Annotated in this window: 22 protein-coding genes and 1 CRISPR repeat array; of the genes, 11 read left to right on the top strand and 11 right to left on the bottom strand. The window is 72.4% G+C overall.

Annotation, left to right across the window (positions count from 1 at the left end; all coding sequences use genetic code 11):
* Nucleotides 1–1,293 carry a cytochrome P450 gene (locus ABZ873_RS07775; RefSeq protein WP_360866816.1) on the top strand — a complete coding sequence of 431 codons (1,293 nt, stop codon included), beginning with the start codon at nt 1–3 and terminating at the stop codon, nt 1,291–1,293.
* On the opposite strand, the gene ABZ873_RS07770 is transcribed toward ABZ873_RS07775, so the two are convergent.
* Nucleotides 1,253–1,978 (bottom strand): hypothetical protein, encoded by a 726-nt coding sequence (locus ABZ873_RS07770; RefSeq protein ID WP_360866813.1) that lies wholly within the window; start codon nt 1,976–1,978, stop codon nt 1,253–1,255. The two genes, ABZ873_RS07775 and ABZ873_RS07770, sit on opposite strands and share 41 nt — an antisense overlap.
* A 101-nt stretch (nt 1,979–2,079) precedes the next feature.
* On the opposite strand from ABZ873_RS07770, the gene ggt reads away from it, so the two are divergent.
* Nucleotides 2,080–3,888: a gamma-glutamyltransferase gene (gene ggt, locus ABZ873_RS07765; protein ID WP_360866811.1), complete on the top strand. Its 1,809-nt coding sequence runs from the start codon at nt 2,080–2,082 to the stop codon at nt 3,886–3,888.
* 10 nt (nt 3,889–3,898) lie between these two features.
* Here ggt and map read toward each other — a convergent pair whose 3' ends face one another.
* A complete protein-coding gene (gene map / locus ABZ873_RS07760) occupies nt 3,899–4,666 on the bottom strand; it encodes a type I methionyl aminopeptidase (RefSeq protein ID WP_360866808.1) in 768 nt (255 codons plus the stop codon).
* A gap of 64 nt (nt 4,667–4,730) precedes the next feature.
* On the opposite strand from map, the gene ABZ873_RS07755 reads away from it, so the two are divergent.
* From ABZ873_RS07755 to ABZ873_RS07720, 8 genes are all read left to right on the top strand, one after another.
* Entirely contained in the window at nt 4,731–4,982 is a 252-nt protein-coding gene (locus tag ABZ873_RS07755) for a helix-turn-helix transcriptional regulator (protein WP_360866805.1), read from the top strand.
* A 117-nt stretch (nt 4,983–5,099) separates the two neighbouring features.
* Nucleotides 5,100–5,360 carry a hypothetical protein gene (locus tag ABZ873_RS07750; RefSeq protein ID WP_360866802.1) on the top strand — a complete coding sequence of 87 codons (261 nt, stop codon included), beginning with the start codon at nt 5,100–5,102 and terminating at the stop codon, nt 5,358–5,360.
* A 9-nt stretch (nt 5,361–5,369) separates the two neighbouring features.
* The gene (locus ABZ873_RS07745) at nt 5,370–5,750 is read left to right on the top strand and encodes a PPOX class F420-dependent oxidoreductase (protein ID WP_360866799.1); all 381 of its coding nucleotides are present in this window, start codon (nt 5,370–5,372) and stop codon (nt 5,748–5,750) included.
* Between the two features lie 696 nt (nt 5,751–6,446).
* Nucleotides 6,447–7,754 carry a hypothetical protein gene (locus tag ABZ873_RS07740; RefSeq protein ID WP_360866796.1) on the top strand — a complete coding sequence of 436 codons (1,308 nt, stop codon included), beginning with the start codon at nt 6,447–6,449 and terminating at the stop codon, nt 7,752–7,754.
* 227 nt (nt 7,755–7,981) lie between these two features.
* Complete coding sequence (locus ABZ873_RS07735) at nt 7,982–8,824, top strand: nitrilase-related carbon-nitrogen hydrolase (protein WP_360866793.1); 843 nt, start codon at nt 7,982–7,984, stop codon at nt 8,822–8,824.
* Nucleotides 8,821–10,116 (top strand): aspartate aminotransferase family protein, encoded by a 1,296-nt coding sequence (locus tag ABZ873_RS07730; protein WP_360866790.1) that lies wholly within the window; start codon nt 8,821–8,823, stop codon nt 10,114–10,116. The genes ABZ873_RS07735 and ABZ873_RS07730 overlap by 4 nt, the downstream gene beginning before the upstream one ends.
* 10 nt (nt 10,117–10,126) lie before the next feature.
* The gene (hydA, locus tag ABZ873_RS07725; protein WP_360866788.1) at nt 10,127–11,530 is read left to right on the top strand and encodes a dihydropyrimidinase; all 1,404 of its coding nucleotides are present in this window, start codon (nt 10,127–10,129) and stop codon (nt 11,528–11,530) included.
* Between the two features lie 11 nt (nt 11,531–11,541).
* A complete protein-coding gene (locus ABZ873_RS07720) occupies nt 11,542–12,558 on the top strand; it encodes a TIGR03842 family LLM class F420-dependent oxidoreductase (protein ID WP_360866785.1) in 1,017 nt (338 codons plus the stop codon).
* Here the strand turns inward: ABZ873_RS07720 and ABZ873_RS07715 are convergent.
* The 9 genes from ABZ873_RS07715 to ABZ873_RS07675 form a co-directional block, all read right to left on the bottom strand.
* A complete protein-coding gene (locus tag ABZ873_RS07715) occupies nt 12,522–12,887 on the bottom strand; it encodes an RICIN domain-containing protein (protein ID WP_360866782.1) in 366 nt (121 codons plus the stop codon). The genes ABZ873_RS07720 and ABZ873_RS07715 overlap by 37 nt on opposite strands.
* Nucleotides 12,888–13,416: 529 nt before the next feature.
* On the bottom strand, nt 13,417–13,764 hold the full coding sequence (gene cas2e, locus ABZ873_RS07710) for a type I-E CRISPR-associated endoribonuclease Cas2e (protein WP_360866778.1): 348 nt from the start codon (nt 13,762–13,764) through the stop codon (nt 13,417–13,419).
* On the bottom strand, nt 13,764–14,738 hold the full coding sequence (gene cas1e / locus ABZ873_RS07705; protein WP_360866775.1) for a type I-E CRISPR-associated endonuclease Cas1e: 975 nt from the start codon (nt 14,736–14,738) through the stop codon (nt 13,764–13,766). The genes cas2e and cas1e overlap by 1 nt, the downstream gene beginning before the upstream one ends.
* Nucleotides 14,739–14,742: 4 nt before the next feature.
* The gene (cas6e, locus tag ABZ873_RS07700; protein ID WP_360866772.1) at nt 14,743–15,447 is read right to left on the bottom strand and encodes a type I-E CRISPR-associated protein Cas6/Cse3/CasE; all 705 of its coding nucleotides are present in this window, start codon (nt 15,445–15,447) and stop codon (nt 14,743–14,745) included.
* Nucleotides 15,447–16,196 carry a type I-E CRISPR-associated protein Cas5/CasD gene (gene cas5e / locus ABZ873_RS07695; RefSeq protein ID WP_360866769.1) on the bottom strand — a complete coding sequence of 250 codons (750 nt, stop codon included), beginning with the start codon at nt 16,194–16,196 and terminating at the stop codon, nt 15,447–15,449. Before cas5e ends, cas6e begins: the two co-directional genes overlap by 1 nt.
* Nucleotides 16,193–17,404 (bottom strand): type I-E CRISPR-associated protein Cas7/Cse4/CasC, encoded by a 1,212-nt coding sequence (cas7e, locus tag ABZ873_RS07690; RefSeq protein WP_360866766.1) that lies wholly within the window; start codon nt 17,402–17,404, stop codon nt 16,193–16,195. The genes cas5e and cas7e overlap by 4 nt, the downstream gene beginning before the upstream one ends.
* A complete protein-coding gene (gene casB, locus ABZ873_RS07685) occupies nt 17,401–18,168 on the bottom strand; it encodes a type I-E CRISPR-associated protein Cse2/CasB (RefSeq protein ID WP_360866763.1) in 768 nt (255 codons plus the stop codon). The genes cas7e and casB overlap by 4 nt, the downstream gene beginning before the upstream one ends.
* Nucleotides 18,165–22,682 (bottom strand): type I-E CRISPR-associated protein Cse1/CasA, encoded by a 4,518-nt coding sequence (gene casA, locus ABZ873_RS07680; RefSeq protein WP_360866760.1) that lies wholly within the window; start codon nt 22,680–22,682, stop codon nt 18,165–18,167. The genes casB and casA overlap by 4 nt, the downstream gene beginning before the upstream one ends.
* A gap of 934 nt (nt 22,683–23,616) precedes the next feature.
* Nucleotides 23,617–24,254: a CRISPR direct-repeat array (repeat unit 28 nt; unit sequence CTGCTCCCCGCGACCGCGGGGATGACCC).
* A gap of 58 nt (nt 24,255–24,312) precedes the next feature.
* Nucleotides 24,313–25,809, bottom strand: coding sequence for an MFS transporter (locus tag ABZ873_RS07675; protein ID WP_360866757.1), 1,497 nt, complete (start codon nt 25,807–25,809; stop codon nt 24,313–24,315).
* 148 nt (nt 25,810–25,957) lie between these two features.
* Between ABZ873_RS07675 and ABZ873_RS07670 the strand changes: the two genes are divergently transcribed.
* Complete coding sequence (locus ABZ873_RS07670) at nt 25,958–26,779, top strand: helix-turn-helix transcriptional regulator (protein ID WP_360867060.1); 822 nt, start codon at nt 25,958–25,960, stop codon at nt 26,777–26,779.
* Nucleotides 26,780–26,856 lie beyond the last annotated feature (77 nt).

The raw sequence follows: 26,856 nt of genomic DNA, 5'->3' as shown, positions 1-26,856 counted from the left end.
ATGGACCACGCCGCGGCCGTCCCCGACGTCTTCGACCCCCGCCTCTACGCCGCCGGCGTCCCCCACGAGAGCTACCGGCTGCTGCGCGACCACCACCCCGTCTCCCGCCAGGCGGAGCCGGAGATCGACGGCTGGCCCGCCGGCCCCGGGTTCTGGGCCGTCACCCGGCACGCCGACGTCGTACGGGTCCTGCGCGACCACCGCACGTACTCCTCCTGGCTCGGCGCCACCCAGATCCGCGACCCCGACCCCGCCGACCTGCCCTTCCTGCGCCGCACCATGCTCAACCAGGACCCCACCCCGCGCCCCGACGGCCCCGCCGGAACCCTGACCGCGCACGGCCGGCTGCGGCGGCTGGTCTCCCGCGCCTTCACCCCCGCCCGCGTCGACGCCTTCGCCGGACGGGTCCGCGCCCGCGCCCGCACCCTGCTCGCGGGCGCCCGCGAGCACGCCGAGGACGGCTCCGCCGACATCGTGCGCGCCGTCACCGACGAATACGCCCTGCTCAACCTCACCGACCTGCTCGGTGTCCCGCCCGCCGACCGCGCCCTGCTCCTGGAGTGGACCGTACGGATCATCGGCTACCAGGACCCCGAGGACACCCCCGCGCCCCGGCTCGGCCCCGACGGCAAGCCCCTCAACCCGCGCTCACCGGCCCTGCTCGGCGAGATGTTCGGCTACGCCCGCGCCCTCGCCGCCCACAAGCGCGCCCACCCCGGCGACGACGTGATGACCGCCCTGGCCTGCGCCGGGCTGGACCCCGCCGAGCTGGAGATGTTCTTCTTCCTGCTCACCGTCGCCGGGAACGACACCGTACGCGGCGCCGCCCCCGGCGGTCTGCTCGCCCTCGCCGGGGCCCCGGACGCCTACCGCCTGCTGGCCGCCGGCGCCGTACCGCCCGAACGGGCCGTCGAGGAACTGCTGCGCGTGCACCCGCCCGTGCTCAGCTTCCGCCGCACCGCCGACACCGACACCGAACTGGCCGGGCAGCGGATCCGGGCCGGGGACAAGGTCGTGGTCTTCCACGCCTCCGCCAACCACGACGAGCGCGTCTTCACCGACCCCGCCCGCCTGGACCTCGCCCGCACACCCAACCCGCACGTCTCCTTCGGGGACGGCCCGCACGTCTGCCTCGGCGCGCACTTCGCCCGCCTCCAGCTGCGCATCCTCTACGAGGAGTGGTGCGCGGCCATGCCCCCGCCCGAACTGGCGGGCCCGCCGCGGCGCTTGGTGTCGAACTTCATCAACGGCATCACGCGGCTTCCGCTACGGGTGTCCGGGCCGCCTCGGTGACATCCGCGACCAGCTCCGTCACATCCGGGCCGTAGGCCGCGGAGTTGACCACCTTGAGCACCAGGCAGAAGGACCGGTCCTTGTAGGAGTGGGCCAGCCGCTCGTGGTGGCGGGCCAGATAGCGGGCGGCGGCCTGGTTGCTGACCGCCGTCTGCCCGGACAGCAGGAACACCGGCCGGCCGCCCTCCCCGGCCGCGATCCGCGCCAGCAGCACATGCTCCGCCTGGCCCTTCTCCCACCGGTACGTCACCTCGCCGACCCGGATCGCGCCCCGGTCGGCGTGCTGCTCGCTGTCCAGGTTGACCCGGATCCCGGGCAGCATCGAGGCCAGGTGGGCCACCGTACGGGCGTTGGAGGTCGGGCCGCCGACGCAGAACTCGGCGCGGTCGCCGAAGCCCTGCCGCGCCTCGTCGTGCGTGACGATCTGGACGTTCGCACCGCAGTCCTTGATCAGCGCGGAGATCTCCAGCAGCGCGAAGGCGTCATTGCGGTGCACGGAGAACTCCGTGCCGCCCATCTGCCGGTTGACCACGAACAGGCAGTCGGAGCCGGACGGCAGCCCCAGGAACGCCTGCTTGCGCCGGAGGGCCCGGCGCCACAGATAGGTCCGGGAGAACCAGCCGAAGCCACCGCTCAGGCCGGTGGCTATCACCCCGAGCACGATATTGCGTACGTCGTCGTCCATGCGGCGGATGCTAGCCGCCGCCCGGCCTTCCTGACGCGGGGGGTGCCGTGAAGTTACGCTGCGAGCCCTGTGCCTGACAGGCCGTCGACTGGAGGAACCGGATGCGCCGTCCCGCCGCACGTCAGTTAGCGCTCGTCGCCCTCGCCGGAGCGCTGGTCTCCACCGGCGCGGCCGCCCCGCCGGGCCCCGGCGGCCCGGGCGGGACCCCCGCGAAGGTGCCGGTGGCGGCGGGCTACGGCGGGGCCGTGGCCAGTGTCGACGCCGACGCCTCCGCCGCCGGGATCGCGGTCCTGCGCGAGGGCGGCAACGCCGTGGACGCCGCCGTGGCCACCGCCGCCGCGCTCGGCGTCACCGAGCCCTACTCGGCGGGCATCGGCGGAGGCGGCTACTTCGTCTACTACGACGCCCGCTCCCGCCGCGTCCACACCGTCGACGGCCGCGAGACCGCCCCCGCGACGGCCACCGAGACCCTGTTCCAGGAGAACGGCCAGCCGATCCCCTTCGCCGAGGGCCAGACCAGCGGCCTCGGCGTGGGCGTCCCCGGCACCCCCGCCACCTGGAAGAGCGCCCTCGACGCCTGGGGCACCCGCTCGCTCGGCCGGCTGCTGAAACCCGCCGAGAAGCTGGCCCGCGACGGCTTCACCGTCGACTCCACCTTCCGGTCCCAGACCGAGCTCAACGAGGCCCGGTTCAGAGACTTCCCCGCCACGTCCGCGCTCTTCCTGCCCGGCGGCGCGCTGCCCGCGGTCGGCTCCACCTTCAAGAACCCGGATCTCGCGGACACCTACGCCGAACTCGCCCGCAAGGGCACCGGCGCCCTCTACCGCGGCCCGCTCGCCGAGGACATCGTCCGGGCCGTCCGCACACCCCCGGTGGACCCGGCGGCCACCCGCAAGGTCCGGCCGGGCGATCTGACCACCGCGGACCTGCGCGCGTACGCCACGAAACGGCAGGACCCGACCCGGGTGCGCTACCGCGGCCTCGACGTCTACGGCATGGCGCCCTCCTCCTCCGGCGGCACCACCGTCGGCGAGGCGCTGAACATCCTGGAGCGCACCGACCTCTCCCGGCTCTCCGAGACGCAGTACCTGCACCGCTTCATCGAGGCGTCCCGGATCTCCTTCGCCGACCGGGGCCGCTGGGTGGGCGACCCGGCCGCCGTGGACGTGCCGACCCGCGAACTGCTCACGCAGCGCTTCGCCGACGCGCGCGGCTGCCTGATCCGCCCGGACCGTACGCTGACCAGCCCGCTCGCCCCCGGCGACCCGCGCGACCCGAAGCCCTGCGCCACCACCGGGCAGGCGGCCCCGACCACCTACGAGGGGGAGAACACCACCCACCTGACGGTCGCGGACCGCTGGGGCAACGTGGTCTCCTACACCCTCACCATCGAGTCCACGGGCGGCAGCGCGATCACCGTCCCCGGCCGCGGCTTCCTCCTCAACAACGAGCTGACGGACTTCTCCTTCGCCCCCGCCGCGCCGGGCGTCCCGGACCCGAACCTGCCCGGTCCGCGCAAGCGGCCCCGCTCCTCGATGTCCCCGACGATCGTGCTGGAGGACGGCCGTCCGGTGCTCGCGGTGGGCTCCCCGGGCGGCGCCACCATCATCACCACCGTCCTGCAGACCCTGACCGGCCACCTGGACCGGGGCCTGCCGCTGGTCGACGCGATCGCCGCACCCCGCGCCAGCCAGCGCAACCAGACCACCACCGAACTGGAGCCGGGCCTGTGGAACAGCCCGCTGCGCGCCGAGCTGGAGGCGCTGGGGCAGGGCTTCCGGCAGAACCCGGAGATCGGCGCCGCGACCGGTGTGCAGCGGTTGCCGGACGGCCGCTGGCTGGCGGCGGCCGAGACCTCCCGGCGGGGCGGCGGCTCGGCGATGGTGGTCCGGCCGCACGGGAAGCCGTAGCGCATGGGCTCTACAGGGTGGTGAGGATGCGTGGTCCTGCGGCGGTGATCGCGACCGTGTGCTCCGCGTGGGCGGCGCGGCTGCCGTCGGTGGTGCGCAGGGTCCAGCCGTCGGCGTCGCAGGAGTAGTCGTCCCCGCCGCCCGCGGTCAGCATCGGCTCGATGGCGAGGACCATGCCGGGGCGCAGCTTCATCCCGCGCCCCGGCGGGCCCTCGTTCGGCACGCCCGGGTCCTCGTGCATGCTGCGGCCGATGCCGTGGCCGCCGAAGCCGTCGGGTACGCCGTAGCCGGCGGCGCGGCACACCGTACCGACCGCGTGGGCGATGTCCCCGATGCGGTTGCCGGGCACGGCGGCGGCGATCCCGGCGGCCAGGGCGGCCTCGGCGGTGGCGATGAGCCGCAGGTCGGCGGGGCGGGGGCGGCCGACGGTGAAGCTGACGGCGGCGTCCCCGGCCCAGCCGCGGAGCGTGGCCCCGCAGTCGATGCTGACGAGGTCGCCGTCGCGCAGCCGGTAGTCGTCGGGGATGCCGTGCACGATGGCGTCGTTGACCGAGGCGCAGACGACGGCGGGGAAGGGCACGGGCGCGAAGGAGGGCCGGTAGCCGAGGAAGGGCGAGCCCGCGCCCGCCTCGCGGAGCACGGCGCGGGCCACGCCGTCCAGCTCCCGCAGGGACACCCCTACGTGGGCGGCCTCGCGTACGGCGGCCAGGGTCCGGGCGACGACCCGGCCCGCGGCGCGCATCTCGTCGATCTCTTGGTCTGTTTTCAGCTTCACCATGCCAATAACTATACCGGTATAAAAATAACGGGATAGTTATTGGGGGCCGGGGTAGGATGGCGGCATGGTCCGAACCCCCCTCACCCCCGAAGAGCGCGAGCGCGGCGAGCGGCTGGGCGCGCTGCTGCGCGCGGCACGCGGTGGCCGCAGCATGGTCGAGGTCGCGGCGGGCGCGGGGCTCTCCGCGGAGACCCTGCGCAAGATCGAGACGGGCCGGGCGCCCACGCCCGCCTTCTTCACCATCGCGGCGCTGGCCGACACGCTGGGCCTCTCGCTGGACGACCTGCTGCGGCGCTGCGCGGTGGTGGCGGCCTGATCGCTGGGGCCTGATCGCTGAGGTCTGGTCTCTGGGGTCTGGTTTCTGGGGTCTGGTCCCTGGGCCGAACGGCGCAACAGGGGTTGCGGGACGCGGGCGGCGGGGCATGCGTGACGGGTGCCCCTTGCGAATCCACCCCTGCACCCGTCCCTGAACCCGTCCCTGCGCCCCTCCCTGGCCCCCTCCCCGAACCCGTCCGAGAACGCGTCCGAGCGCGTGGGCCTCTGCCTCGTCGGGGCGCTGCTCGCGGGCGGGCTGCTGCTCGCCGCCTGCGCCGTGCCCGACGGCCGGGACGCCTCGGGCGGGGCGGGCCCGGAGCGCCGGGGTCCGGCCGCGAGCTCCGGCGTACGGGGTGATCCCGGCGGACTGGGGCCGTAGGGTCGGGCCATGGACATCGAGGAGCTCGGCAGAGCCCGGTACATCAGCCTCACCACCTTCCGCAAGGACGGCACGCCCGTCGCCACGCCGGTCTGGGCGGTGGCCGACGGGGGCGAGCTGTACGTGTGGACGCGCACGGACACGTGGAAGGTCAAGCGGATCCGCAACGACGGGCGGGTGCGGGTGGCCCCCTGCGACGTACGGGGGCGGATCGCGGAGGGTGTGGAGACGGCCGAGGGGCAGGCCCGGCTGCTCGACGAGGCGGGGCTGCGGCGGGTCCGCAAGCTGATGTCGCGGAAGTACACGTGGCAGTACTGGTTGGTGGACGTACCGGCCACGCTGGCCCGGCGCGGGAAGCGGCCGCACACCGCGATCGCCGTCAAGCTTTGAGATTCCCGTAGTCCAGCTGTAACACGGGTGCGGTCCAATGCGGGCATGGAGACCGTGACTTCACTGGCGATCAGTCAACTCTCCGGATACTTACGGGGCTTGACGCAGCGGCTGGATCCCGGAGCGGGCTGGTACGGGGAGTTCCTGCGCCGGGACCCGGAGGGCCTGCGGGCCTGCCTGGAGGGGGCGGCGATACCGCCGTGGGACGTGGTGGAATCCCTGCTGCGGGACCTGGCGGGGCTGCGGGGCGCGGAGCCGGCGGCGCGGGAGACCGTATACGCGGCGCGGCTGCGGGCCGCGGCGGTCGCCGCCTGGGACCGCCTCCCGGGCGGCGAGGCCGAACTCCGCGCCCTGCTGTCGGCGACGGCGGCCCAGCGCGCCGCATCCGAAGCGGCCCTCCGCACCCTGACCACCCGCCTGACGGCCCCCACGGACGACCCGGCCACCACCGCCCTCACCCACGAACTCTCCTGGACCCAGGACGACATCACCCGAGCCACTTCCCGCCACGAGGACCTGACGGCCCGCCTGACCTCTTTGACGACTCCGCCGCCGGCGCCCCCCGGGGAGAGCCCGCAGCCGGACCGGCAGGCCGGGGCGCCGGACGGGTGGACCGGGGGAGTTACGCAACGAAGCCAGACACCCCGCTCTGCTGGGTGGGCCGGGGGAGATACAGAGCCAGCCGCAGGCCCCGAGGTGCGGCAGGACTACGCCCACGAGCCGGACGGGCCGCTCGGCGAGGGCCCGGAGTCGGCCGCAGACCCCCGGGTGCGGCAGGACCACGCGCACGACGAGGCCACACCGGTAGCCGACAGCCCGCGGCAGGCTGACGGGCTGGCGCCCGTCGGGCGGGCCGAGGGGCGGTGGTTGCGCGGGGCGCGGCGGGGTGGCGGGGCCCGGTACGCCGGGGCGGTGGCGCCGCAGGCGCCGGGCTTCGCCCTGCCGCCCGGCCTCGAAGAGGCCACGACACCGCCGGCCCCCGCCCCCCGAGGCGCCCGCTACGGTCCGCCTCAGCCCACCACGGCCCCTGGCGAACCGACCCCGCAGACCGCCGACTTCGGGGTACCCACCCCCGGGCCCGGGGTCCCCGGCACCCTGGATTCCCGCCGCGCCGTCGACGTGTCGGCCCAGTGGGCGGGTGTGCCTGGCGAGTACAGCCCGCGCATCCCCGGGCCCGGGGGCGCTGACGAGGCGGCCCCGCGCCCCGCCCGCGTCGGGTGGACCGACCCCGGGCCCGGGGTCCCCGGCGACCCGGATCCCCGCCGCGGTGCCCCCGGCGATGGCCAGGCCCGGTGGTACGGCGACGGTGGCGGGGCGGGCCCGCGCGGTGTCGGCACCGCCGGGCATGCTCCCGCAGCGGGAGTTCCCGCCGAAGCGGACCCGCGCCGCGCCGACTTCGGAGCGGCCGGTCCGCACGGTGCCCGGGACGGGGCGCCCGGCGGCCAGGGGGCCGGCCCGGCGCCGTCCCCGGCGGCCCGTAGCGGGACCGGCATCGCCCACCTGCTCAGCGCCCTCCGGGCGCAGGGGCGGAGTGGGGAGGCGCATGGGGTGATCTGTGAGGCCGCCGCGCGGCCCGCGGGGGAGTTGCCGCTGCTCGCGGAGGAGTTGGGCCGCGCCGGGCTAGCCGCCGACTGGGCGACCCTGCTCTGGGAGGCCGCCTCCCTGCCCTCCCGCCAGTTCGCCGCGGCCGCCGCCGCCCTCGCCGAGGCCGGCCGCGAGGCCGACTGCGACGCTCTGCTGCGCCAGGGCGTGGCCCGGCCCGCCGCCGAGGTGGCCGTCGCCGCCCTCGCCCTCGACGCCGCCGGCCGCGCCCGCGAGGTCGACGCCCTGCTCGCCGCGTTCGTCCGGGTCCGTACCGCCGAGGAGGCCGCCGCCCTGGCCGGCCAGGACCCCCGGTGGTTCGCCCCGCGCCTGCTCCGCGCCGCCCAGGCCCAGCCCGGCTCCCACCACCGCCACCGGGACCTCATCCACGCCCTCCGCGTCGCCGGCATCGGCGCGGCCTGAGGCCCCGCCAGACCCCACCAGACCCCTCCGCACCCCCCGCCCCCGCAGCGCCGCGCCGCAAACCGCCCGTCTCCTGACCGCATCCGACCGCGTAGCGACGTAACGTGATCGACTACTCCAACCGCGCACGGCGCTCTTGCCCCACACCTCACCGCGGCCTACGTTCTACTCCCTACGCACACCGTCTACGTGCGTAGAACCGGCGTTCCCGTCGCGAGGAGCAGCTCATGGCCCAAGTCGTCCGCGCCGCGCTGGTCCAGGCCACCTGGACCGGAGACACCGAATCGATGATCACCAAGCATGAGGAGTACGCCCGCCGCGCCGCCGCCGAAGGCGCGAAGGTCATCGGCTTCCAGGAGGTGTTCAACGCCCCCTACTTCTGCCAGGTCCAGGAGCCCGAGCACTACCGCTGGGCCGAAGCCGTCCCCGACGGCCCCACCGTCCGCCGTATGCAGGACCTCGCCCGCGAGACCGGCATGGTCATCGTCGTCCCCGTCTTCGAGCTGGAGAGCGAGGGCTTCTACTACAACACCGCCGCCGTCATCGACGCCGACGGCAGCTACCTCGGCAAGTACCGCAAGCACCACATCCCCCAGGTCAAAGGCTTCTGGGAGAAGTACTACTTCCGCCCGGGCAACCTCGGCTGGCCCGTCTTCGACACCGCCGTCGGCCGCATCGGCGTCTATATCTGCTACGACCGCCACTTCCCCGAGGGCTGGCGCCAACTCGGCCTCGCCGGCGCCCAGCTGGTCTACAACCCCTCCGCCACCCACCGCGGCCTCTCCGCCTACCTCTGGCAGCTGGAGCAGCCCGCCGCGGCCGTCGCCAACGAGTACTTCATCGCCGCGATCAACCGCATCGGCCAGGAGGAGTACGGCGACAACGACTTCTACGGCACCAGCTACTTCGTCGACCCGCGCGGCCGCTTCGTCGGGGACGTCGCCAGCGACAAGGAGGAGGAACTGGTCGTCCGCGACCTCGACTTCGACCTGATCAAGGAGGTCCGCGACCAGTGGGCCTTCTACCGCGACCGCCGTCCCGACGCCTACGGAGGGCTCGTACAGCCGTGACCGACCCCACCCCGCTCCACAGCCGCCACCGCACCGTCCTGCCCGACTGGCTCGCGCTGTACTACAAGCACCCCATCGAGCTCACCCACGGCGAGGGCCGCCACGTCTGGGACGCCGACGGCAACCGCTACCTCGACTTCTTCGGCGGCATCCTCACCACCATGACCGCCCACGCCCTGCCCGAGGTCACCAAGGCCGTCTCCGAGCAGGCCGGACGGATCATCCACTCCTCCACCCTCTACCTCAACCGGCCGATGATCGAGCTGGCCGAACGGATCGCCGCCCTCTCCGGCATCCCCGACGCCCGCGTCTTCTTCACCACCTCCGGCACCGAGGCCAACGACACCGCCCTGCTGCTCGCCACGACGTACCGCCGCTCCAACCAGATCCTGGCGATGCGCAACAGCTACCACGGCCGGTCCTTCTCCACCGTCTCCATCACCGGCAACCGCGGCTGGTCCCCGACCAGCCTGTCCCCCCTCCAGACCTACTACGTGCACGGCGCCGTCCGCGGCCGCGGCCCCCTCGCCCACCTCGACGACACCGCCTTCACCGCCGCCGCCGTCGCGGACCTGGAGGACGTACTCGGACAGGCCCGCGGGGGAGTGGCCGCCCTCATCGCCGAACCCGTCCAGGGCGTCGGCGGCTTCACCTCCCCGCCCGACGGCCTCTACGGAGCCTTCCGCGAGGTGCTGGACCGGCACGGCATCCTCTGGATCAGCGACGAGGTCCAGACCGGCTGGGGCCGCACCGGCGAGCACTTCTGGGGCTGGCAGGCCCACGCCCAGAACGGGCCGCCGGACATCCTCACCTTCGCCAAGGGCATCGGCAACGGCATGTCCATCGGCGGGGTCGTCGCCCGCGCCGAGGTGATGAACTGCCTGGACTCCAACTCCATCTCCACCTTCGGCGGCTCGCCCGTCACCATGGCCGCCGGCGTCGCCAACCTCGCGTACCTGCTGGAACACGACCTCCAGGGCAACGCCCGCCGCGTCGGCGGCCTGCTCCTGGAGCGGCTGCGCGGCATCGCCGCCACCGTGCCCGCCGTACGGGAGGTCCGCGGCCGGGGCCTGATGGCCGGCCTGGAACTGACGAAGCCCGGCACCGACCAGGCCGATCCGGACGCGGCCGCGGCCGTGCTGGAGGCGGCCCGCGCGGGCGGCCTGCTCATCGGCAAGGGCGGTGGCCACAACACCAGCGTGCTGCGCATCGCGCCGCCGCTCTCCCTCACCGTCGCCGAGGCGGAAGAGGGCGCCGAGATCCTCGAACAGGCCCTGCACGGCATCGAGTAGGGGGAACCCGATGAGCATCCGCACCCTGATCAGCGGTGGCCTGGTCGTCACCGCCGCCGACGAGATCCACGCGGACGTCCTGATCGAGGACGGCCGCGTCGCCGCCCTGGCCGCCCACGGCTCCGCCGCCGCCGAGGCGTGGACCGCCGACCGCACCCTTGACGCCACCGGCAAGTACGTCATCCCGGGCGGGGTCGACGCGCACACCCATATGGAGCTGCCCTTCGGCGGGACCTCCGCCTCCGACACCTTCGAGACCGGCACCCGGGCCGCCGCCTGGGGCGGAACGACCACGATCGTCGACTTCGCGGTCCAGTCGCAGGGCCAGTCGCTCCGCGCCGGCCTGGACACCTGGTACGGCAAGGCCGACGGCCAGTGCGCCATCGACTACGCCTTCCACATGATCGTGTCGGACGTCAACGAGCACACCCTCAAGGAGATGGACGGGCTCGTCGAGGAGGGCGTCAGCTCGTTCAAGCTGTTCATGGCCTACCCGGGGGTCTTCTACTCCGACGACGGCCAGATCCTGCGCGCGATGCAGCGGGCCTCCGGCAACGGCGGCCTGATCATGATGCACGCCGAGAACGGCATCGCGATCGACGTCCTCATCGAGCAGGCCCTGGCCCGCGGCGAGACCGACCCCCGCCACCACGGCGAGGTCCGCAAGGTGCTCCTGGAGGCCGAGGCCACCCACCGCGCGATCCAGCTCGCCCGGGTGGCCGGAGCCCCGCTGTACGTGGTCCACGTATCGGCGGAGGAGGCCGTGGCCGAGCTGGCGGCGGCCCGCGACAAGGGGCTCCCGGTCTTCGGGGAGACCTGCCCGCAGTACCTCTTCCTGTCCACCGACAACCTGGCGGAGCCGGACTTCCAGGGCGCCAAGTACGTCTGCTCCACACCGCTGCGGCCCCGCGAGCACCAGGCGGCGCTGTGGCGGGGGCTGCGGACGAACGACCTCCAGGTGGTCTCCACCGACCACTGCCCGTTCTGCTTCCGCGGCCAGAAGGAACTGGGCCGCGGGGACTTCTCCAAGATCCCCAACGGTCTGCCGGGCGTGGAGAACCGTATGGACCTCCTCCACCAGGCCGTGCTCGACGGGCACATCAGCCGCCGCCGCTGGATCGAGATCGCCTGCGCGACCCCGGCCCGGATGTTCGGCCTCTACCCCCGCAAGGGCACCATCGCACCCGGCTCCGACGCCGACATCGTCCTCTACGATCCGCACGCCGAGCAGGTCATCTCCGCCGAGACGCACCACATGAACGTGGACTACTCGGCGTACGAGGGCAGGCGGATCACCGGACGCGTCGACACCGTGCTCTCGCGCGGCGAACTCGTCATCGACCGGCGCGAGTACACCGGACGGGCCGGCCACGGCGCCTTCGTCCACCGCTCCACCTGCCAGTACCTGAACTAGGAGGCCACCCCTTGGACTTCGGACTTGTCCTGCAGACCGACCCGCCCGCCTCCCACGTCATCAGCCTCATGAAGCGCGCCGAGCGCAACGGCTTCCGCTACGGCTGGACCTTCGACTCGGCGGTGCTCTGGCAGGAACCGTTCGTCATCTACAGCCAGATCCTCGCGCACACGCAGAAGCTGGTCATCGGCCCGATGGTGACCAACCCCGGCACCCGCACCTGGGAGGTCACCGCCTCCACCTTCGCCACCCTCAACGACATGTACGGCAACCGCACCGTCTGCGGCATCGGCCGCGGCGACTCCGCGATGCGGGTCGCGGGCCGCGCCCCGAACACCCTGGCCCGCCTCGGCGAGGCCATCGAGGTGATCCGCGACCTGGCGGAGGGCCGCGAGGCGGTCGTGGACGGCAAACCGCTCCGCATCCCGTGGATCAAGGACGGGCGGCTGCCCGTCTGGATGGCGGCGTACGGGCCGAAGGCGCTCGCCCTCACCGGCCAGAAGGCGGACGGGTTCATCCTCCAGCTCGCGGACCCCTTCCTCACCGAGTGGATGATCAAGGCGGTCCGGGACGCCGCCGCCGAGGCGGGCCGCGACCCGGCCTCCCTCACCATCTGCGTGGCCGCCCCGGCGTACGTCACGGCCGACGACTCGGCATCCGCCCTGGCCCACGCCCGCGACCAGTGCCGCTGGTTCGGCGGCATGGTCGGCAACCACGTCGCCGACCTCGTCTCCCGCTACGGGGAGCACTCGGGCATGGTCCCCGACGAACTCACCGAGTACATCAAGGCCCGCCAGGGCTACGACTACAGCCACCACGGCCGCGCCGGAAACCCCGACACCGCCTTCGTCCCGGACGAGATCGTCGACCGCTTCTGCCTCCTGGGCCCACCGGAGGCCCACATCGAAAAACTCCGCCACCTGCGCGACCTGGGCGTGGACCAGTTCGCGGTCTACGCCATGCACGACGCGAGAGAATCCACCATCGACGCCTACGGCTCCGAGATCATCCCCACGACCAACTCCTGACCCCACCCGCCGCCGCCCACGGCTTCCACCGTGGGCGCCGGGGGCCCGGGTGGCGGAGTCACGACGTGCCGGGGGCCACAGGTCCGCCGGATGACCGGAGCCCCGTTCGCCGTGGATCCGTCCGCCACGTCGAGCACCTTGCCGCTGGCCCGGTTGATCAAGCGGGAGTCGCCGGTGAGCAGGCCGACACCGATACGGGTACGGACTCCCGCAGTGAGCATGGGCGCCGAGGACGACAGTGAGGCGATGCCTCGGCGGCAGACGAAGGTGAGGGTCTGCGTGACATCCGAGACGAGGGTGACGATGGCGCTGCGCGCGCGGTGTCCCATGCGAGGCTTGCCACGAGCACCCGGTTGCGGCCCCGTACGAGCTGCTCGGGCAGAGCGGGAAGGATCTCCAGCAGGCCCGGCCGGTTGCAGATCAGAGCCTCGGCGATGACCGCCGGCAGGACGTCCGCGGCGTCGGTGTTGCAGAGGTACAGGTCCGGGTTGTGGGAGGTGGCCAGTGAGCGCCACACCATGCTGCTGCGGAGCTTCTTGTAGATGTTGTCGTAAACGCCCGCCCCGTCCTTGAGCCGGCTCCAGCCGAGCGCGCGGTACAGGCTGCGTACTTCGCGTACACGTGAGCATCCCCGCACGCGCGGGGAGCAGGCGTGCTGGCTGTCGGTCCGCCACGCCGACCGGGGAACATCCCCGCACGCGCGGGGAGACAGGTCGCCATCGCCGCGGCGATGTCGTGGAACGGGGGAACATCCCCGCACGCGCGGGGAGCAGGCTGGCTGGGCTGGGGGTTTAGGGCGGGGGGGGCGTCCGCTGTGCGTGACTTGCTGTGAGTCGGGCATTTGGGGGGTATCGGCTCTTAGCGGGTTCCGAAGCGGCGGCGCTTTGATGCCTTGCTCCAGCCTGGAGTGGTGGGTGGGGGCGCGGAGGGGTGGGGGTTCGGGCGGTGGATCAGGGTGACGCCCTCGCGGTCCGTCGGGTGCCATTTGTGGTCGTGGGTGGCGAACGTGAAGCCCTGTTCGTTGTCCGTGCTGTACGCCAGCAGCGCTCGGCCGTTGCCCGCGTACTGGCGTACCTCCGCCCACAGCACCTCGCGGATCCGCGCCGAGGGGCCCCCGATGAAGACCCCCGGGGAGATTTCGAGCAGCCACCGGGTCAGGAAGCCTCGCAGTCCCACCGGGCACTGGGTCAGGACGATTACTGTCACTACCAGGTCATCTCCTCCGCGTAGTAGTTGCGGCCCGCAGGGACGGTCGCCTCGCGGTCGGAGTGGAGGGTGACCCGGTCCTGGGGGTCGGCGGGGTCGGGGGGCGGCGGCGTCCCGGTGTCGCGTAGGCCCGGCGCGAGCAGATGCTTGATGTCGTCGACGCAGCGGTCCAGCAGCCGGCCCCGGTTGATCCGGTCCCGCAGCGCGCGCCGCGTCCGCGCACCCACGTCCTCGCCGCTCTCGGCCGCCACGTCGAAAGCCACGGGAATGCCGATCTCCGTCTTGTACAGATCGGCCACGTCCAGGACGAACGACAGCTCGTGGCCGGAGTGCACGAAGCCGAGGCCGGGGGAGCAGCCCAGCGCCGCGACGACCGCGTGCGCGATCCCGTACATGCACTGGGCGGCCGCCGTCACCCCCTGGTTCGGGGCGTCGCCCGCCGCGAAGTCCCCCGGGACGTACTGTCGGCCCCGCCACGGCACTCCCGTACGCCGCGCCTCGTCCCGATAGCAGTCCTTGACGCGGCGGCCCTCGTGCCCGAGCAGCTCCTGCCGCGTGAACCCGGCCGGATCGTCCTCCGGGAAGCGCAGCCGGTACATCGCCCGCGCCACCTCCAGACGGCTCCGCCGGTTCGCCCACAGGGTGGCCTGCGCCTCCACGAGCCCCGAAGAGCGGTTGAGGGAGCGGCCACCGGCGTAGTACCGGACGCCCTGCTCACCCACCCATACGACGCCCGCCCCGCATTCCCCGAGCACGCTCATCGCCTGGTGGGTGATGCGGGTGCCCGGCCCGAGGAGAAGGGTTCCGATCGTCGCCGACGGGATGTGGGTGGTCCCGTCCGCGTCCTCGGCGGTGATCGCGTTGTCCTCGCGGTGGACGGTGCACCGCTCCAGGTAGAGGAAGGAGATGCGTTCCGCGACACGGGTGAGCTCGCGCGGGGAGACCGCGCGGCGTTGGCTGACACTGCTGGGCATCGCCTCACCCGGCCTTGGCGAGGGTCATCAGGCCGCATCCGTACGCCTTCGCCTTGCCGAGGCCCAGGGTCAGGGTGCGCCGGAGAGCGTCGGCGTCGGTGACCTCCAGACGGCCGTCGAAGGTGACGGCGACGAGCGGGACCCGCTGCCCCGCGCCGCCCCGGGGGCCGGACTTCTCGAAGTGGTGCCTGCGTTCGTCGCGTACCGCCAGCTGGTACTCGTCACCCTCCGGCAGGCGCCGTCGCTCCGGAGGCGTGTCCAGGATCCGGAATCCGCCGCCCTCCTGCCGGTCGAGCAGCCACCCCCTCTGGTGCCGGGGTGTCACATGCGCGGTCCGCTTGGTGGGTTCGCCCTCCTTACGCCGGATGTGGTGGACCGGGTTGGCGGTGAGGCGGAAGGCCCAGGTGTCGCCGGTGCGGAGCCCGGCGAGGAAGGTCCCGTAGTCGTAGGTCTGCCACGCGGCCGTCGTGGGCCAGCCGGCCTGCTCCACCAGGTGCGTGAGGTCGGGGCGTTCCGGGCTGACGATGTACAGCAGTGCCTCCGCCTTGGCGTTCCGGTCGAGCCGCCACAGGGTCCGCGGCGGGTCGGCGTCGGTGGGCAGTACCCCGGGGAAGGAGGACATCACGGCGGCGTGCAGACGCTGGGGCGAGGCGAGGAGGCTACGGGCCCCGAGCCGCGCGGTGTTGAATCGGAAGCGGGTCAGATGCATCAGGGACCGTCCATCCGGGACAGCAGAGCCTCGGGCTCGTGCCGGGGTACGGGAACAGGGCTGTGCCGGATTCGGCCGGGCGCGCGGAACAACGGGTTGGGCACATCGACCGAGGTGGCGACCACACTGCGCAGGGCGTAGCGGCGGTGGCGCGGGTCGAAGCTGACCGGCTGGTCCCTGAGCGTGTCCCCGGCGCGATCGCCGGCCGTGCCCTCGCCGAGGATGGTCAGGGTGACCGTCTCGTCGTGGCGGCGCTGTTCGCGGTACCAGTCGGACGCCTGCCACTCCTCCGCCCTCAGGGCCTCGACCGGATCACCGGCATCCCGGAGGCCGAGGTCCACGGGCCCCTGCGGCGGGCACGAGCGTCTGCCGAGGTAGGGGAGGTAGACGGGTGACCGTACGGCGGCGTGCAGCGCCCGGATCAGGGCGTCCTCGCCCGCGACCGCGGCGACGAACACGGCGTCGGCCAGGTAGAAGCGCTGCGACACCGGCATCGCCTTGTCGGTGTCGGCGTGATGGGCGGTCTGGAAGTCCCGCAGACGGGTGCCCGGCTGGTCGATTCGTACGGCGAACCGCAGTGCGGCCAGGTCGGTGAGGTCCGCGCCGCGGTCCCGCCCGAGGGCGGCGGCGAGAAGGCCGATCACGCCGCTCTTGGTGGGGGCGGTCTCGGTGGTGCGCCGGGTGAACCGGGCCGAGGCTCCCCACGATTGCAGGGGGCCGGCCAGGCGCAGGGCCAGGGCGCTGGTCATGCCCTCTTCCTCAGGCGTTCGGTGACGGCCTCGCCCACCTCCGTGACCAGGGGCCCAAGGTCGACGGAAGCCCCGAGCGGGGCCAGGGCGGCCGTGGGCTCGCCGACGCGCAGGATCCAGGTGCGGTCGGCGGTGGCGCCGAAGGTCTTCTCGACCGCCGGGATGTGGTCCGCCAGCGCCTGGCAGGCCGCGCGGACATGCCCCTCGCCGGTCTCCTGCTGCGCAACCGGCTTCTCGAAGGCCCCCACGAAGCTGACCGGGCGGGAGGACCGCAGCTTGACGATCACGGCGTCCGGGACGGTGTGGTTGCCGAAGGTGTTGGCCTTGCCGGTGGGCATCGACATCACGAAGCCCTCGACGAACGCCTCCACCGCCCTGCGCACCGGTTCGCCGGAGCGTTCCCCGTCCGCGAGGCCGGCGTCGAGGTTCCGTGCGAGCAGGTCGACGTCCACCGCGGCGTAGCGGTACAGCGTGGCCGAGTTGAAGTCGACCGTGCCGATCATCCCCGCGCCGGGCTCCGCGGTGGTGTTCCGATCGTCCACGGCGGTGAAATAGTCCGACTCCAGGTCCACGGCGTGCACGCTGAGCGCGTGGGCGACCTGGGCCGCGGCGTCGACGTTGATGTCGGCGGCGTCCGCCACCATGCGGCCGAAGAGCGCGATGTCGACCGAGTGGCGGGTGGCGGCCAGGTGCTTGGCCCGCGCCTTGATCTCCCTGTCCTTCACGAACACCTTGGGCTCGGCCCCCTTGCCGATGCCCTCGACCACCAGCTTCGCCAGCCCGTCCAGCTGGTGGGAGCTCAGGAAGAGCAGGTAGGAGGACTGAGGGGACTGGGGCTCCTGGGCCTCCGCGTCCTGGGCATCCTTCCCGCCGGACTTCCGGACGGGCGTCTCGATCTTCGCGCCGGTCGCCGCCTGGACCAGCTCGGCTGCCATGGGCCATACCTGCTCGGGCACCAGCGACGGTTCGAGCGCCCCGACCCGCGCCGCCAGCGCGTCGACGACCTTCTTCGTACGGACTCCCAGCTCGGCCGGGTCGAGCAGGTCCTCGAACGCCTTCCGGGTGGCTCGCTTCCACGCCTGGCTGGAGACCCGGGAGCGGCGCACCCCACCGTAGACGGCGCTCTTGGGGGCCCCGGTGTCGTCCCGGTTGATATTGCTCGGCGGCACGGTCTGCAGGACATGCACGTCGAGGATGGTGCGGCTCACTCGTTTTCCCTCATCTCGGTCGTCGCGGTCTCAAGCCGCGCGGCGAAAGCGTCTCCGGCCTGCAGGTCCTGCCCGTCCTGCGCCGTTCCGTGAGCCGGAGCCGGAGCCGGAGCCGGGGGACGGTAGGCGTGGAAGCTGCGTCCCCATGCCTGGCGGACCCGGCCGGTGCCGCCCGGCCGCTGCCACTGGTCGAGCTGCTCGGCCAGCAGCCCGTAGTCGAGGGGGACCTCCGCCGTACGCATCAGCGCGACCAGTTCCCTCAGCCGCTGGGCCAGCACATCGAAGGTGCTGGATGTCCCCGCGCGGACGAACCTCTTGCGGACCGGATCGTCCGCATCGGTCCCCGACATCAACCGGCGCACGGCCGTTCCCACCGACGGTCCGCCGGCCACATGCATCCGCTTCGACCGGTTCGACTGCTGGTGCACGGCCCACAGCGTGACGGCGACATGCGCGGCGCGCTCGGCCCGCAGCGCCTCGGCGTCCCCAGCGGGCCGTCCCCGCTGGGCGAGGTACGCCGCATAAAAGCCCTCGACGCCCACCAGCCCCCAGAGGTCGGGTGTCTGCGTCGGCTGACGGCCCACGCCCCGCCGCAGGCGCGCCAGCGTCTGCACGGCATGGGGGCGGTCCGCGAAGTATCCGGTCTGCAGGGTGTGGATGTGCTCGCTGACGGCCCGACGGAGCGGACCGGGCTCCTTCACCGGAGCCTGCGGCACCTCCCGTGACGCGGCGGGCGCCGGGATCGTCGGCGCGGTGTCGGTCATGGGGATACTCCCTCGCTGATGTCGGCCGCTTCCTGATCCGGTACGGGGGCGTGGCGCAGCGGAAACGTCCGGTTGAGCCGCGCGTGGAAGACCCGCTCGGCGGCGGCGCTGTCCAGCCAGCCGGCCGCACCCGCGGCGCCGGCCCACTGCCGGTCGGCCGCTTCCCACAGGATCCGGTGGGCCGTCGCCTGCCATGCCCTGCGGGCCACTTCGGGATCGAGTGCGGTGCCGAGGTCGGCCAGCCACTGCCGGTACGGGCCGTCCAGCACGCCGAAGCCCAGATCCCTGGCCGTCTCACGCGGTGCCTCGGGATCTCGGCCCGCTGCTCTGGCCAGGTCGGCGGCCAGGTCGCCCAGGGCATTGACCCCGTCGGTGCTGTCCTTGACCGCCTGCCGGGCGGTGGTCGCGTACCGCCGGTCCTGTTCGTGCAGCAGGATGACCTGCATCGTGAGGCTGTCGTCGACGACCTCGTCGATGACGGACTGCTGGGTGCCGTATCTCGCGCCGATCAGGCGGGGTCTGATGAGCATGTGCTCGGGCAGCAGACGTTCATTGGCCAGCTCGGAGATCCATTTCAGGATCCCTGCCCGTACGCGTGCCGGGGCCTCATGCCTCGCCCCTGTCCCTTCCTGCGCTTCGGACGTGAGCAGCGAGTCGAGGCCGCGCCATGCCGCGCGGGTCGGATCGTGTTCGAGCGGCATGTAGACCGGTGTGCGGCCCAGCTTCTTCTCCTGGGGCTTGCTGCGGCGCCAGCCGCTCATCGGCTCGTACGGCAGATTGCCGGGCGCCGTGAGCGGATCGCCGTATGCCAGGACGACGCCGTGGACGGCATGACCGTCGTGGTGCAGCCGGATGCGGCGCGACTGCCAGGTGTACAGGTCCCGGGGGCCGGTGGGCCGTGATGCGAGGCCCTGTTGCACATCCGGCTCGCACTGCTCCCGGCGCCAGGCCGGTGTGTCGTCCTTGTCGATGGTGAGCGCGGTCGTGTCGGCCGCCACCAGGTTGAGCAGGAGGGTCTGGCGGAGGCAGTAGCCCTCGACGAAGACACCGCCCAGGTTGCCGGCCCAGCCCACTCCTTGTGGATAGCCCTTGCCTCCCTTGACCCGGGAGTCCCCCACGGCACCGGATTTGATGCCGGAGGTGTCGAAGGCGTGGGCGTGTACGAGCCATCGCGCCGCCTCCGCGAACGAGAGCCGTTCCACGCCTGGTTGGCGCATGGTGAAGAAGGCTTCGCCGTTGGGGACGTCCGCGACGATGCGGTTGAGTGAGGCGACCTCGTCCTTCTGCGTCCTCAGACCGGCCACTTGGAAGAACGGCTGGGTGGGATGCAGGAGGTCGAACCGGTCACGGTGGCGATCGAGGTAGGCCGGGACATCCGCGAACGGATCGGGGCTCTCGTACAGGTCCTGCCAGGAATCAAGGTCCTCCGGTCCCTCCACCGCGTCGTGCAGGACCGCCAGCAGGAGCCTCAGCAGGGCGAACTCCTGCGACGGCACGTCCCCGACGAGGCGGCGTACCTGGCCGGCCCGCGCGAAGACCTCCTTCAAGGAGAGCTCCGCGGTGGTGCCGTCGCTCAACTGGACGGGCAACCACGGGCGGGAGACCAAGTCGAAACCGGGCACACCCTTCACCAGCCTCACGTCCTGGGCCCCGGCCGGGTTGATCCTCAGGCCGTCGGCCTCGCTGTAGTGCACGTCGAAGCCGGCCAGCCGGGTCCGGCAGTCCTCGTCGAGGACGAGGATCAGTTCGCCGGCCAGCCAATGGCACTCCGCCGTCTGCCAAGCCGCGGGACCGAATCTCTCCAGCTCCTCGATGGCACGGTCGATCACCCAAGGCTTCGAGAAGTGGTAGGGGAGACGGAGGGCGCTCGCCGCGATCGCACGTGCTGTCCGCGGGGGCGGCACCGCGTCCACGGTCACCTCGAGGCCGCCCTGTCCTCGGTTCAGCCAGGGCAGCGTCGCGTATGTCCCGTCACTCCGTCGTTGGATGACGAGGACTTCCAGGCTCTCGTCACTGTCCCGCACCTGGGCCCGGCCGGCCCGGGTGTCGTCCGCGTCGCCCACACCGGCGTCGATCCACCCCACCAGAGAGCGCCCGGGCTTGCGGATTTCGGCGATCCGGAAGACCTGTGCGGCGCGGCGCTGCTTGGCGACGGTGATTCCGTGCTCGGTGAGCGCCTCTGCCATCGCCTCGGCCCACTCCTCCCGCGGGGGAGTGAGCTGGTCGGCGTAGGCGGACTGCACCAGCGGGCTGATGTCGTCCGGGAGCACGACCGGTCGGGCCTTCCCGTGCGGGAGCAGCACGGCCAGAGATCTCAGCAGTGCGTGCCGCCCGTAGACGGAGACCGAACCGCTGACCGGAGCCGGCGGTACCACTTCCCAGTCCACGCCCGTGATCAGGCATCGCGGCACCCGGAGGCGGGGTGGACGGTCCCCTTGGCCGGGACCGCGTGGGTGGCGGTGGAGCCGGCCCATGCGCTGGAGGACGAGGTCGACGGGAGCGAGGTCGGTGACCAGGATGTCGAAGTCGATGTCGAGCGAGGACTCGGCGACCTGGCTGGCGACGACGATGTGTGGCTCGGTCGGCCGCGTGCCCTCGGGGCCGAAGCGGTGCACGAGGAGGTCGTCGTTGCGCGCACGGTCCAGGTCGAGGAATCGGGAGTGGGCCACGGTGACGGCCTTGGCGCCGAACCGCTCGCGCAGCACCTCCGCGGCCTGGAGGACGCGGTCGACGGTGTTGCGCACCACCAGCGCGCAGCCGCCGCCCACGAGTTCGTCCTCCAGCCGGTCCGCGAGCACCCCCAGGTCCTCACCGAGCTGCTCTACGACGACCTCCGTACGGCGGTCCGCGGCCGCTTCCGGCGTGCGGACGACGGAGTTCCGGCCGGGGGCGATCATGGTGATCAGCGGGTAGGCGTCGGCGGTCTCCAGCTCGGGGCGGGGACCGGTCCCACCGGCGTAGGCGTCGGCCAGTTGCCTTCGGCGGCCGGAGGGGAGGGTGGCGGACAGCATGACGACGGGCACCTTGTACGCCCCGAGCCAGGACAGCACCCGCTCCAAGTACTCGTTCATGTAGGCGTCGTAGGCGTGGACCTCGTCGATCACGACGACTTTTCCGGCGAGCGCGAGGTGCCGGAGCGCGAGGTGCCGGCTTTTCAGCCCGGCGAAAAGGAGCTGGTCGATGGTGCCGACGACGAACGGGGCCAGCATTCCCTTCTTCCGGCCCCTGAGCCATTGATGGGCGACGAGTTGCCCGGAGGCGGCGGTGGTGTCTTCGCGGTGCGAGGTCGTGACACCGGGCGCCGCGTCCAGGTCGACTGCGGCGACGGTGCGGGCGCCGGCCCGCAGGTCCTTCGCGAACTCGTCGTTGAGCGAGCCCTTGGCATGGGCGAGGAACACCGCCAGATCCACTTCGCCTGGCAGGCGCTGCAACCATCGCCGCACGCGGGTGTACATCGCGTTCGACGTGGCCCGCGTGGGCAGGGCGATGAAACACCCTCCGGCCCCGGACCGTGAGGCGAAGACCTCCGCCACGGCGAGCGCGGCCTCGGTCTTCCCCTCGCCCATCGGCGCCTCGATGATCATCAGGCCGGGCGCGTCGGCTTCCCGGGCGGCCTGGACGGCCTCGGCTTGCAAGGGCCGTACGGAGGGCAGGCCGAAGCGGGCGGCGAAGAACTGCTCCGCTGAACCCTCGGGTTGGTGCGGGGCCCAGGGGCGTGGAAGGCCGATGCCGCGCCATGCGGCCTCGATGCGGTCGGCGTCGTCGCGGTGCCGCTCCTCCGGGAAGAGGAGGAAGAGATCCGGATTGCTGGCGATCCAGTCTGCGACGATCACCAGGGCGGACAGGATGGCCTGGACGGGCTGCGACAGCCTGACGTTGTGCCACCGGGCAAGGCGCTCGCGTGTTGCGTATGCATCCGCGCAGGTGTCCAGGAGCTCGGTCTGCACGGCGTGCCACAGCTGTTCGCTGGGCCCCGGCGTGCGCAGGAGCTCGGGGTGGCGGCGCAGGTCGTGAATCTGCTCGTGCGCGGGAGGCACTCCGTGATGGCCGCCCACCGGAATGGCGAAGGCCATGACGTTGCGGGGCGGCCAGCCCTGGTGCTCCAGCCACTCCTCCAGGAGGACTTGCCCGGCCAGGCCGTGCGGTGCGCGGCTACGGGCGGTCCCGAACTGCTTCTGCGTGGGCATCTCCAGCCCGAGGGCGCTCATGCGGCCGGCCAGTACGTCGACCTGGCAGGCGAAGGCTGGCGTGGCCTTGCCGATGTCGTGAACGGCGGCGAGCCATACGGCCAGTGCCCGGGCGTCCTCGTCGCCGCCGGGTAATTCGTCAGCCACGAGCTCCCGAACCTGACGTGGCATCCACTCGTCCCAGAGGCGGCGGGCCATGGCGGCGGCATCGGCCATATGGCGCCACAAGGGCAGCCACTTCTCCGTCTTCCTGTCGTGCTTGGCCCAGACACTGCGCGCCTCGGCCGTGAGCCGCAGCCCCCAGTGCGGCAGTGTGCTGTCCAGCATCGGTTCCCTCCCCAGAGACCGCATCGCGCACAACGGTGCGGGGGCCCGGTGCCCTTTCGGAGCACCGGGTCCCGCCAACTGTTCGATCTCTACCTTGCTGCGAACGCGGCTTCTAGACGATCCCTCGTCGGAGTGAACCTCGGACGACGAAGATCAGGATCACGATCACGACGGCGAGCCGGACACCGACATCCACGGGCAACTGAGACCCGGCCCCGGTGGCCAGCAAGGCGACCAGCAAGGGGGGCGATGGCTCTGGAGGGGGGCGCCGCCTGCCGGTGATGTGGTGGTGCGCTGGAAATCTCATTTGCACGCTCCTTCGGGGACGGTGAGGCCCGGCCGTAATTTCGTCGCACAAATAGCCGGCCCGAGTCTTTCGGGCGCCTAATCCGGTGCCGTGAGCGGCTGGGCGTCGTGGTGCGAGACCTTATCGGCCTGATCTTGCTGACTGGCGCATTTCCGACAGGGCGTTTCGACTTGAACATACATGGTTCAGCATCATGTGAGCCGTACTGCGAAATTGGGTGGATGCTGCTCCATCCCCGCAGGGGCGGGGAGCACAATCGACTCGAGCATGCATGGGGGTCATCCCTGCGGGGCAGGGAGCAAGGCGACTCAAATGGTCGACCGTGAAGGTGCGGGTAGCGTAGCGGACGCGAGTCGTTTGCCGCTCAGGGTTGGGCGATGCGGGGAACGGATTCCATGCTCGCCCTGGTGTTTCCACCGGCGTGCCCTCGACGCCGGTAGCGAAGCCCGAGCGCCGATCTCGACGCGCCCTATCGGGGCATGCCTATCAGCTGATGTTGCATGCCCAATGGCGCGAGGTGGGAGTCGGTGCCGTCGTATTCCTCGGCGCACTCCGCCCGGATTGTCGGATTCTCGAGAAGTGCTGCAAAGCGGCTTGTGATCACCATAGAGTGCCAGGTCAGACAGTCTGCTCCCCGCGACCGCGGGGATGACCCGTCCTCGCGGTCACCGTCAACAGCGCAGGACTGCTGCTCCCCGCGACCGCGGGGATGACCCCCAATACCTCCGGCGCCATTTACCTGGACACCTCTGCTCCCCGCGACCGCGGGGATGACCCTTTCAGGTGGAGACGGGAGACCCGGAACATTCCCTGCTCCCCGCGACCGCGAGGATGACCCCTGCGCCGACAGGCGCGCGCGCGAGGGTGGGCGCTGCTCCCCGCGGCCGCGGGGATGGCCCCTCCACCGGTGCGGACGGCGAGCCGTACCAGTCCTGCTCCCCGCGACCGCGGGGATGACCCCGTCGGCCCGCCCAGTGCCGCTGACCGAGCACCCCTGCTCCCCGCGACCGCGCGGATGACCCCGGCAATGTGCGCGTCTGGTAGCTCAGGCACGTCTGCTCCCCGCGACCGCGGGGATGACCCCGGTCCGGCGACCGGCGGCGCGGCGGCTTTTGCCTGCTCCCCGCGACCGCGGGGATGACCCCAGTGGTCCCCTTCGGCGGGGACCGGCTCGGGACTGCTCCCCGCGACCGCGGGATGAACCCTCAACGTTCGTCGTCATGCCGAGCAGAACCCTCGGCTCCCCGCGAACGCGGGGATGAGCCTCCGTACCGGCATTGAGGTGTTGCCGCTTGCTCTCTTGTGCGGTTGGGGCGGTGGGGCTCAGGGCTCTTTGCGGCCCAAGGTCAGGGTGAGGAGGAGGGCTGCCGTCAGGACTATGGCCGCGTTCGTTGTCAGGACTGTGCGGACGCCTGCGTACAGGGTGGGTTCCGTGGTGGCCAGGATGCCCAGGAGGGGGATGCCTATCGTGAGGCCGATTTGCTGGGTGGTGGTGACCAAGCCTGTGGCCAGGCCCTGGTCCGTGTTCGGGACGCCGCTCGTGGCGACCACGCCGTACGAGACGATCGCGCCCAGGTGGCACATGCTGGCCAGGGAGACGGCGACTGTGGCCAGGAGGGCGCCCGAGTCCGGGCCGATGCCGAGGAGGGCCGAGCTCAGGAGGCCCTGGCCGAGGAGGGAGGCGATCAGGGTGCGGCGGGCGCCGAAGCGGCCGATGATCCGGGGGGCGTAGGAGCCGGCCAGGACTGACGCGAGGCCCTGGATGCCGAAGACCAGGCCCGTGCGGAAGGACGACAGCCCCAGGGTCTCCTGGAGGTAGAGCGTCAGGACGAAGACGACCGTGGACATCATCGAGAAGGTCACCAGGCCGCCGAAGTTGCCCCACGCGACCGTACGCCGCCTCAGCATCGGCAGCGAGACCAGCGGCGCCGGGGACCTCGACTCCACCGCCACGAACGCGGCGAGCAGTACGAGCCCGGCGATGAGGGTGCCCCGGACGTCCGCGTCGCCGAAGCCGCGCTGGGCCGCCGTCGAGAGGGAGTAGATCAGCGCGAGCAGACCGCCCGTGACCGTGACCGCCCCCGGTACGTCCAGGCGCGGCCGTTCCGGCGTACGGGACTCCGGCAGCAGCCCCGGCGCGAGGACCAGGACGAGCAGCGCCGCGCCCGCGAGCAGGCCCATCGTGGAGCGCCAGCCCAGGGTGTCGGTCATGACACCGCCGAGCACCATGCCGACCGTGAAGCCCAGCGACAGCAGCGTGCCGGAGATGCCGAGCGCCTTGTCGCGCTGCGGGCCCTCCGGGAAGGTCGTCGTCAGGAGGGACATGCCGGTCGGGACGATGACCGCGGCGCCCAGCCCCTGGAGGGCCCGCCCGGTCAGGAAGGACGCCGGGTCCCAGGCCAGCGTCGCGAGCACGGAGGCGGCGCCGAAGACGGCCAGGCCGGTGAGGAAGAGCTTCTTGCGGCCGTAGAGGTCGGCGATGCGGCCGAACAGCAGCAGGAAGCCGCCCGACGGCAGTGCGAACGCGGTGATGGCCCACTGGAGGGCGGAGGGGCTGAGGCCCAGGTCCTTGCCGAGCACGGGCAGCGCCACGTTCAGGACGGAGAAGTCGAGCGCGACCATGAACTGGGCCGCGCAGAGTACGAAGAGGACCAGGCGGGCCCGGCCGGACAGCCTGCCCGAATCCGGCCCGGCTGCGGAACCCGTCGTGGGCCCGGCCGGGGAACCCGTATCGGGCCCGGCCTGGGGGCCCGTATCGGGCCCGGCCGGGGAAGTGGAGCCCCGCGGTGCGGCGGGTGTGGTGTGGGTGTCGGTCGTCATGGGCACCACCCTCGCGGCCCGGGAATGCCCGTGCAGAGTGGGAACTTATCCTGTTGGCGGTACCACCAGGCAGGCGCATCAGGGGGAGTTCGTGGCCACTTCGACATCGATCCACGCGGGCCGGCGCGGGGAGCTGCGCGAGTTCCTGATGAGCAGACGGGCCCGCATCACCCCCACCGAGGCCGGACTCCCCGACGGCGGGGCCCGCCGCCGGACCCCCGGGCTGCGCCGCGAGGAGGTGGCCGTCCTCGCCGGGGTCGGAGCCTCCTGGTACCAGTGGCTGGAGCAGGGGCGCGACATCACCGTGTCGGGGCAGGTCCTGGACTCCGTCGGCCGCGTGCTCAAGCTGACCAGCGCCGAGCGCCGCCACCTGTACGCGCTCGCCGGCCTCAACCCGCCCGCCCTCGAAGTGGCCCCCGCCGACGAGGGCATGCGCCCCGGCCTCCAGCGGCTGATCGACGCCTGGACGCCCTACCCCGCGCACATCATGGACACGTACTGGAACACCATCCTCTACAACGACGCGGCGGCCCTGGTCTTCGGCATGCGCCCCGAGACCACCCAGAACTGCCTGATCACCTTCTTCACCGACCCCATCTACCGCTCCCGCGCCAAGGGCTGGGAGGACATCGCCGGCCAGGTGGTGGCCCAGTTCCGGGCCGCCTGCTCGGAGCGGCCGCACGACGACGGCTTCCGGGCGGTGATCGCGGAGGCGCGCGAGGCCAGCTCCGAGTTCGCCGACCTCTGGGACCGCAACGACGTACGGCCGGGCGGGCAGACGCAGAAGGACATCGAGCACCCGGTGGCCGGCACGCTCTCCGTGGAGTCCACGCAGCTGCGGGTGCCCGCCCGCCCCGACCTGACGATCGTGCTGCACACGGCGCTGCCCGGCACGGGGACCGCCGAGAAGCTGGAGTGGCTGAGCTCCCCGGAGGGCCGCCGCGCCTCCCTGGTCCCCCTCGCCGGCTGAGCCGGACCCCGGCCGAGCCCACCCAGCCCCGCCCCGGCCGAGCCCACCCCAGCCGATCCGCCCCCGCCCGAGCCCGC

This window comes from Streptomyces sp. NPDC047014, from assembly GCF_040644195.1.
In the GTDB taxonomy this organism is placed as follows: domain Bacteria; phylum Actinomycetota; class Actinomycetes; order Streptomycetales; family Streptomycetaceae; genus Streptomyces.
This window is presented reverse-complemented; position numbering and strand designations above follow the sequence as displayed.

Bases quoted from the DNA above. Each gene is read 5' to 3' on its own strand.
- hydA (WP_360866788.1), top strand. From the start codon at position 10,127: ATGAGCATCCGCACCCTGATCAGCGGTGGCCTGGTCGTCACCGCCGCC.
- ABZ873_RS07675 (WP_360866757.1), bottom strand. From the start codon at position 25,809: ATGACGACCGACACCCACACCACACCCGCCGCACCGCGGGGCTCCACT.
- ABZ873_RS07745 (WP_360866799.1), top strand. From the start codon at position 5,370: ATGGACATCGAGGAGCTCGGCAGAGCCCGGTACATCAGCCTCACCACC.
- ABZ873_RS07775 (WP_360866816.1), top strand. From the start codon at position 1: ATGGACCACGCCGCGGCCGTCCCCGACGTCTTCGACCCCCGCCTCTAC.
- cas5e (WP_360866769.1), bottom strand. From the start codon at position 16,196: ATGACCAGCGCCCTGGCCCTGCGCCTGGCCGGCCCCCTGCAATCGTGG.
- ABZ873_RS07770 (WP_360866813.1), bottom strand. From the start codon at position 1,978: ATGGACGACGACGTACGCAATATCGTGCTCGGGGTGATAGCCACCGGC.
- ABZ873_RS07735 (WP_360866793.1), top strand. From the start codon at position 7,982: ATGGCCCAAGTCGTCCGCGCCGCGCTGGTCCAGGCCACCTGGACCGGA.
- ABZ873_RS07755 (WP_360866805.1), top strand. From the start codon at position 4,731: ATGGTCCGAACCCCCCTCACCCCCGAAGAGCGCGAGCGCGGCGAGCGG.
- ggt (WP_360866811.1), top strand. From the start codon at position 2,080: ATGCGCCGTCCCGCCGCACGTCAGTTAGCGCTCGTCGCCCTCGCCGGA.
- cas6e (WP_360866772.1), bottom strand. From the start codon at position 15,447: ATGCATCTGACCCGCTTCCGATTCAACACCGCGCGGCTCGGGGCCCGT.
- casB (WP_360866763.1), bottom strand. From the start codon at position 18,168: ATGACCGACACCGCGCCGACGATCCCGGCGCCCGCCGCGTCACGGGAG.
- ABZ873_RS07670 (WP_360867060.1), top strand. From the start codon at position 25,958: ATGAGCAGACGGGCCCGCATCACCCCCACCGAGGCCGGACTCCCCGAC.
- cas1e (WP_360866775.1), bottom strand. From the start codon at position 14,738: ATGCCCAGCAGTGTCAGCCAACGCCGCGCGGTCTCCCCGCGCGAGCTC.
- ABZ873_RS07715 (WP_360866782.1), bottom strand. From the start codon at position 12,887: ATGGGACACCGCGCGCGCAGCGCCATCGTCACCCTCGTCTCGGATGTC.
- casA (WP_360866760.1), bottom strand. From the start codon at position 22,682: ATGCTGGACAGCACACTGCCGCACTGGGGGCTGCGGCTCACGGCCGAG.
- map (WP_360866808.1), bottom strand. From the start codon at position 4,666: ATGGTGAAGCTGAAAACAGACCAAGAGATCGACGAGATGCGCGCCGCG.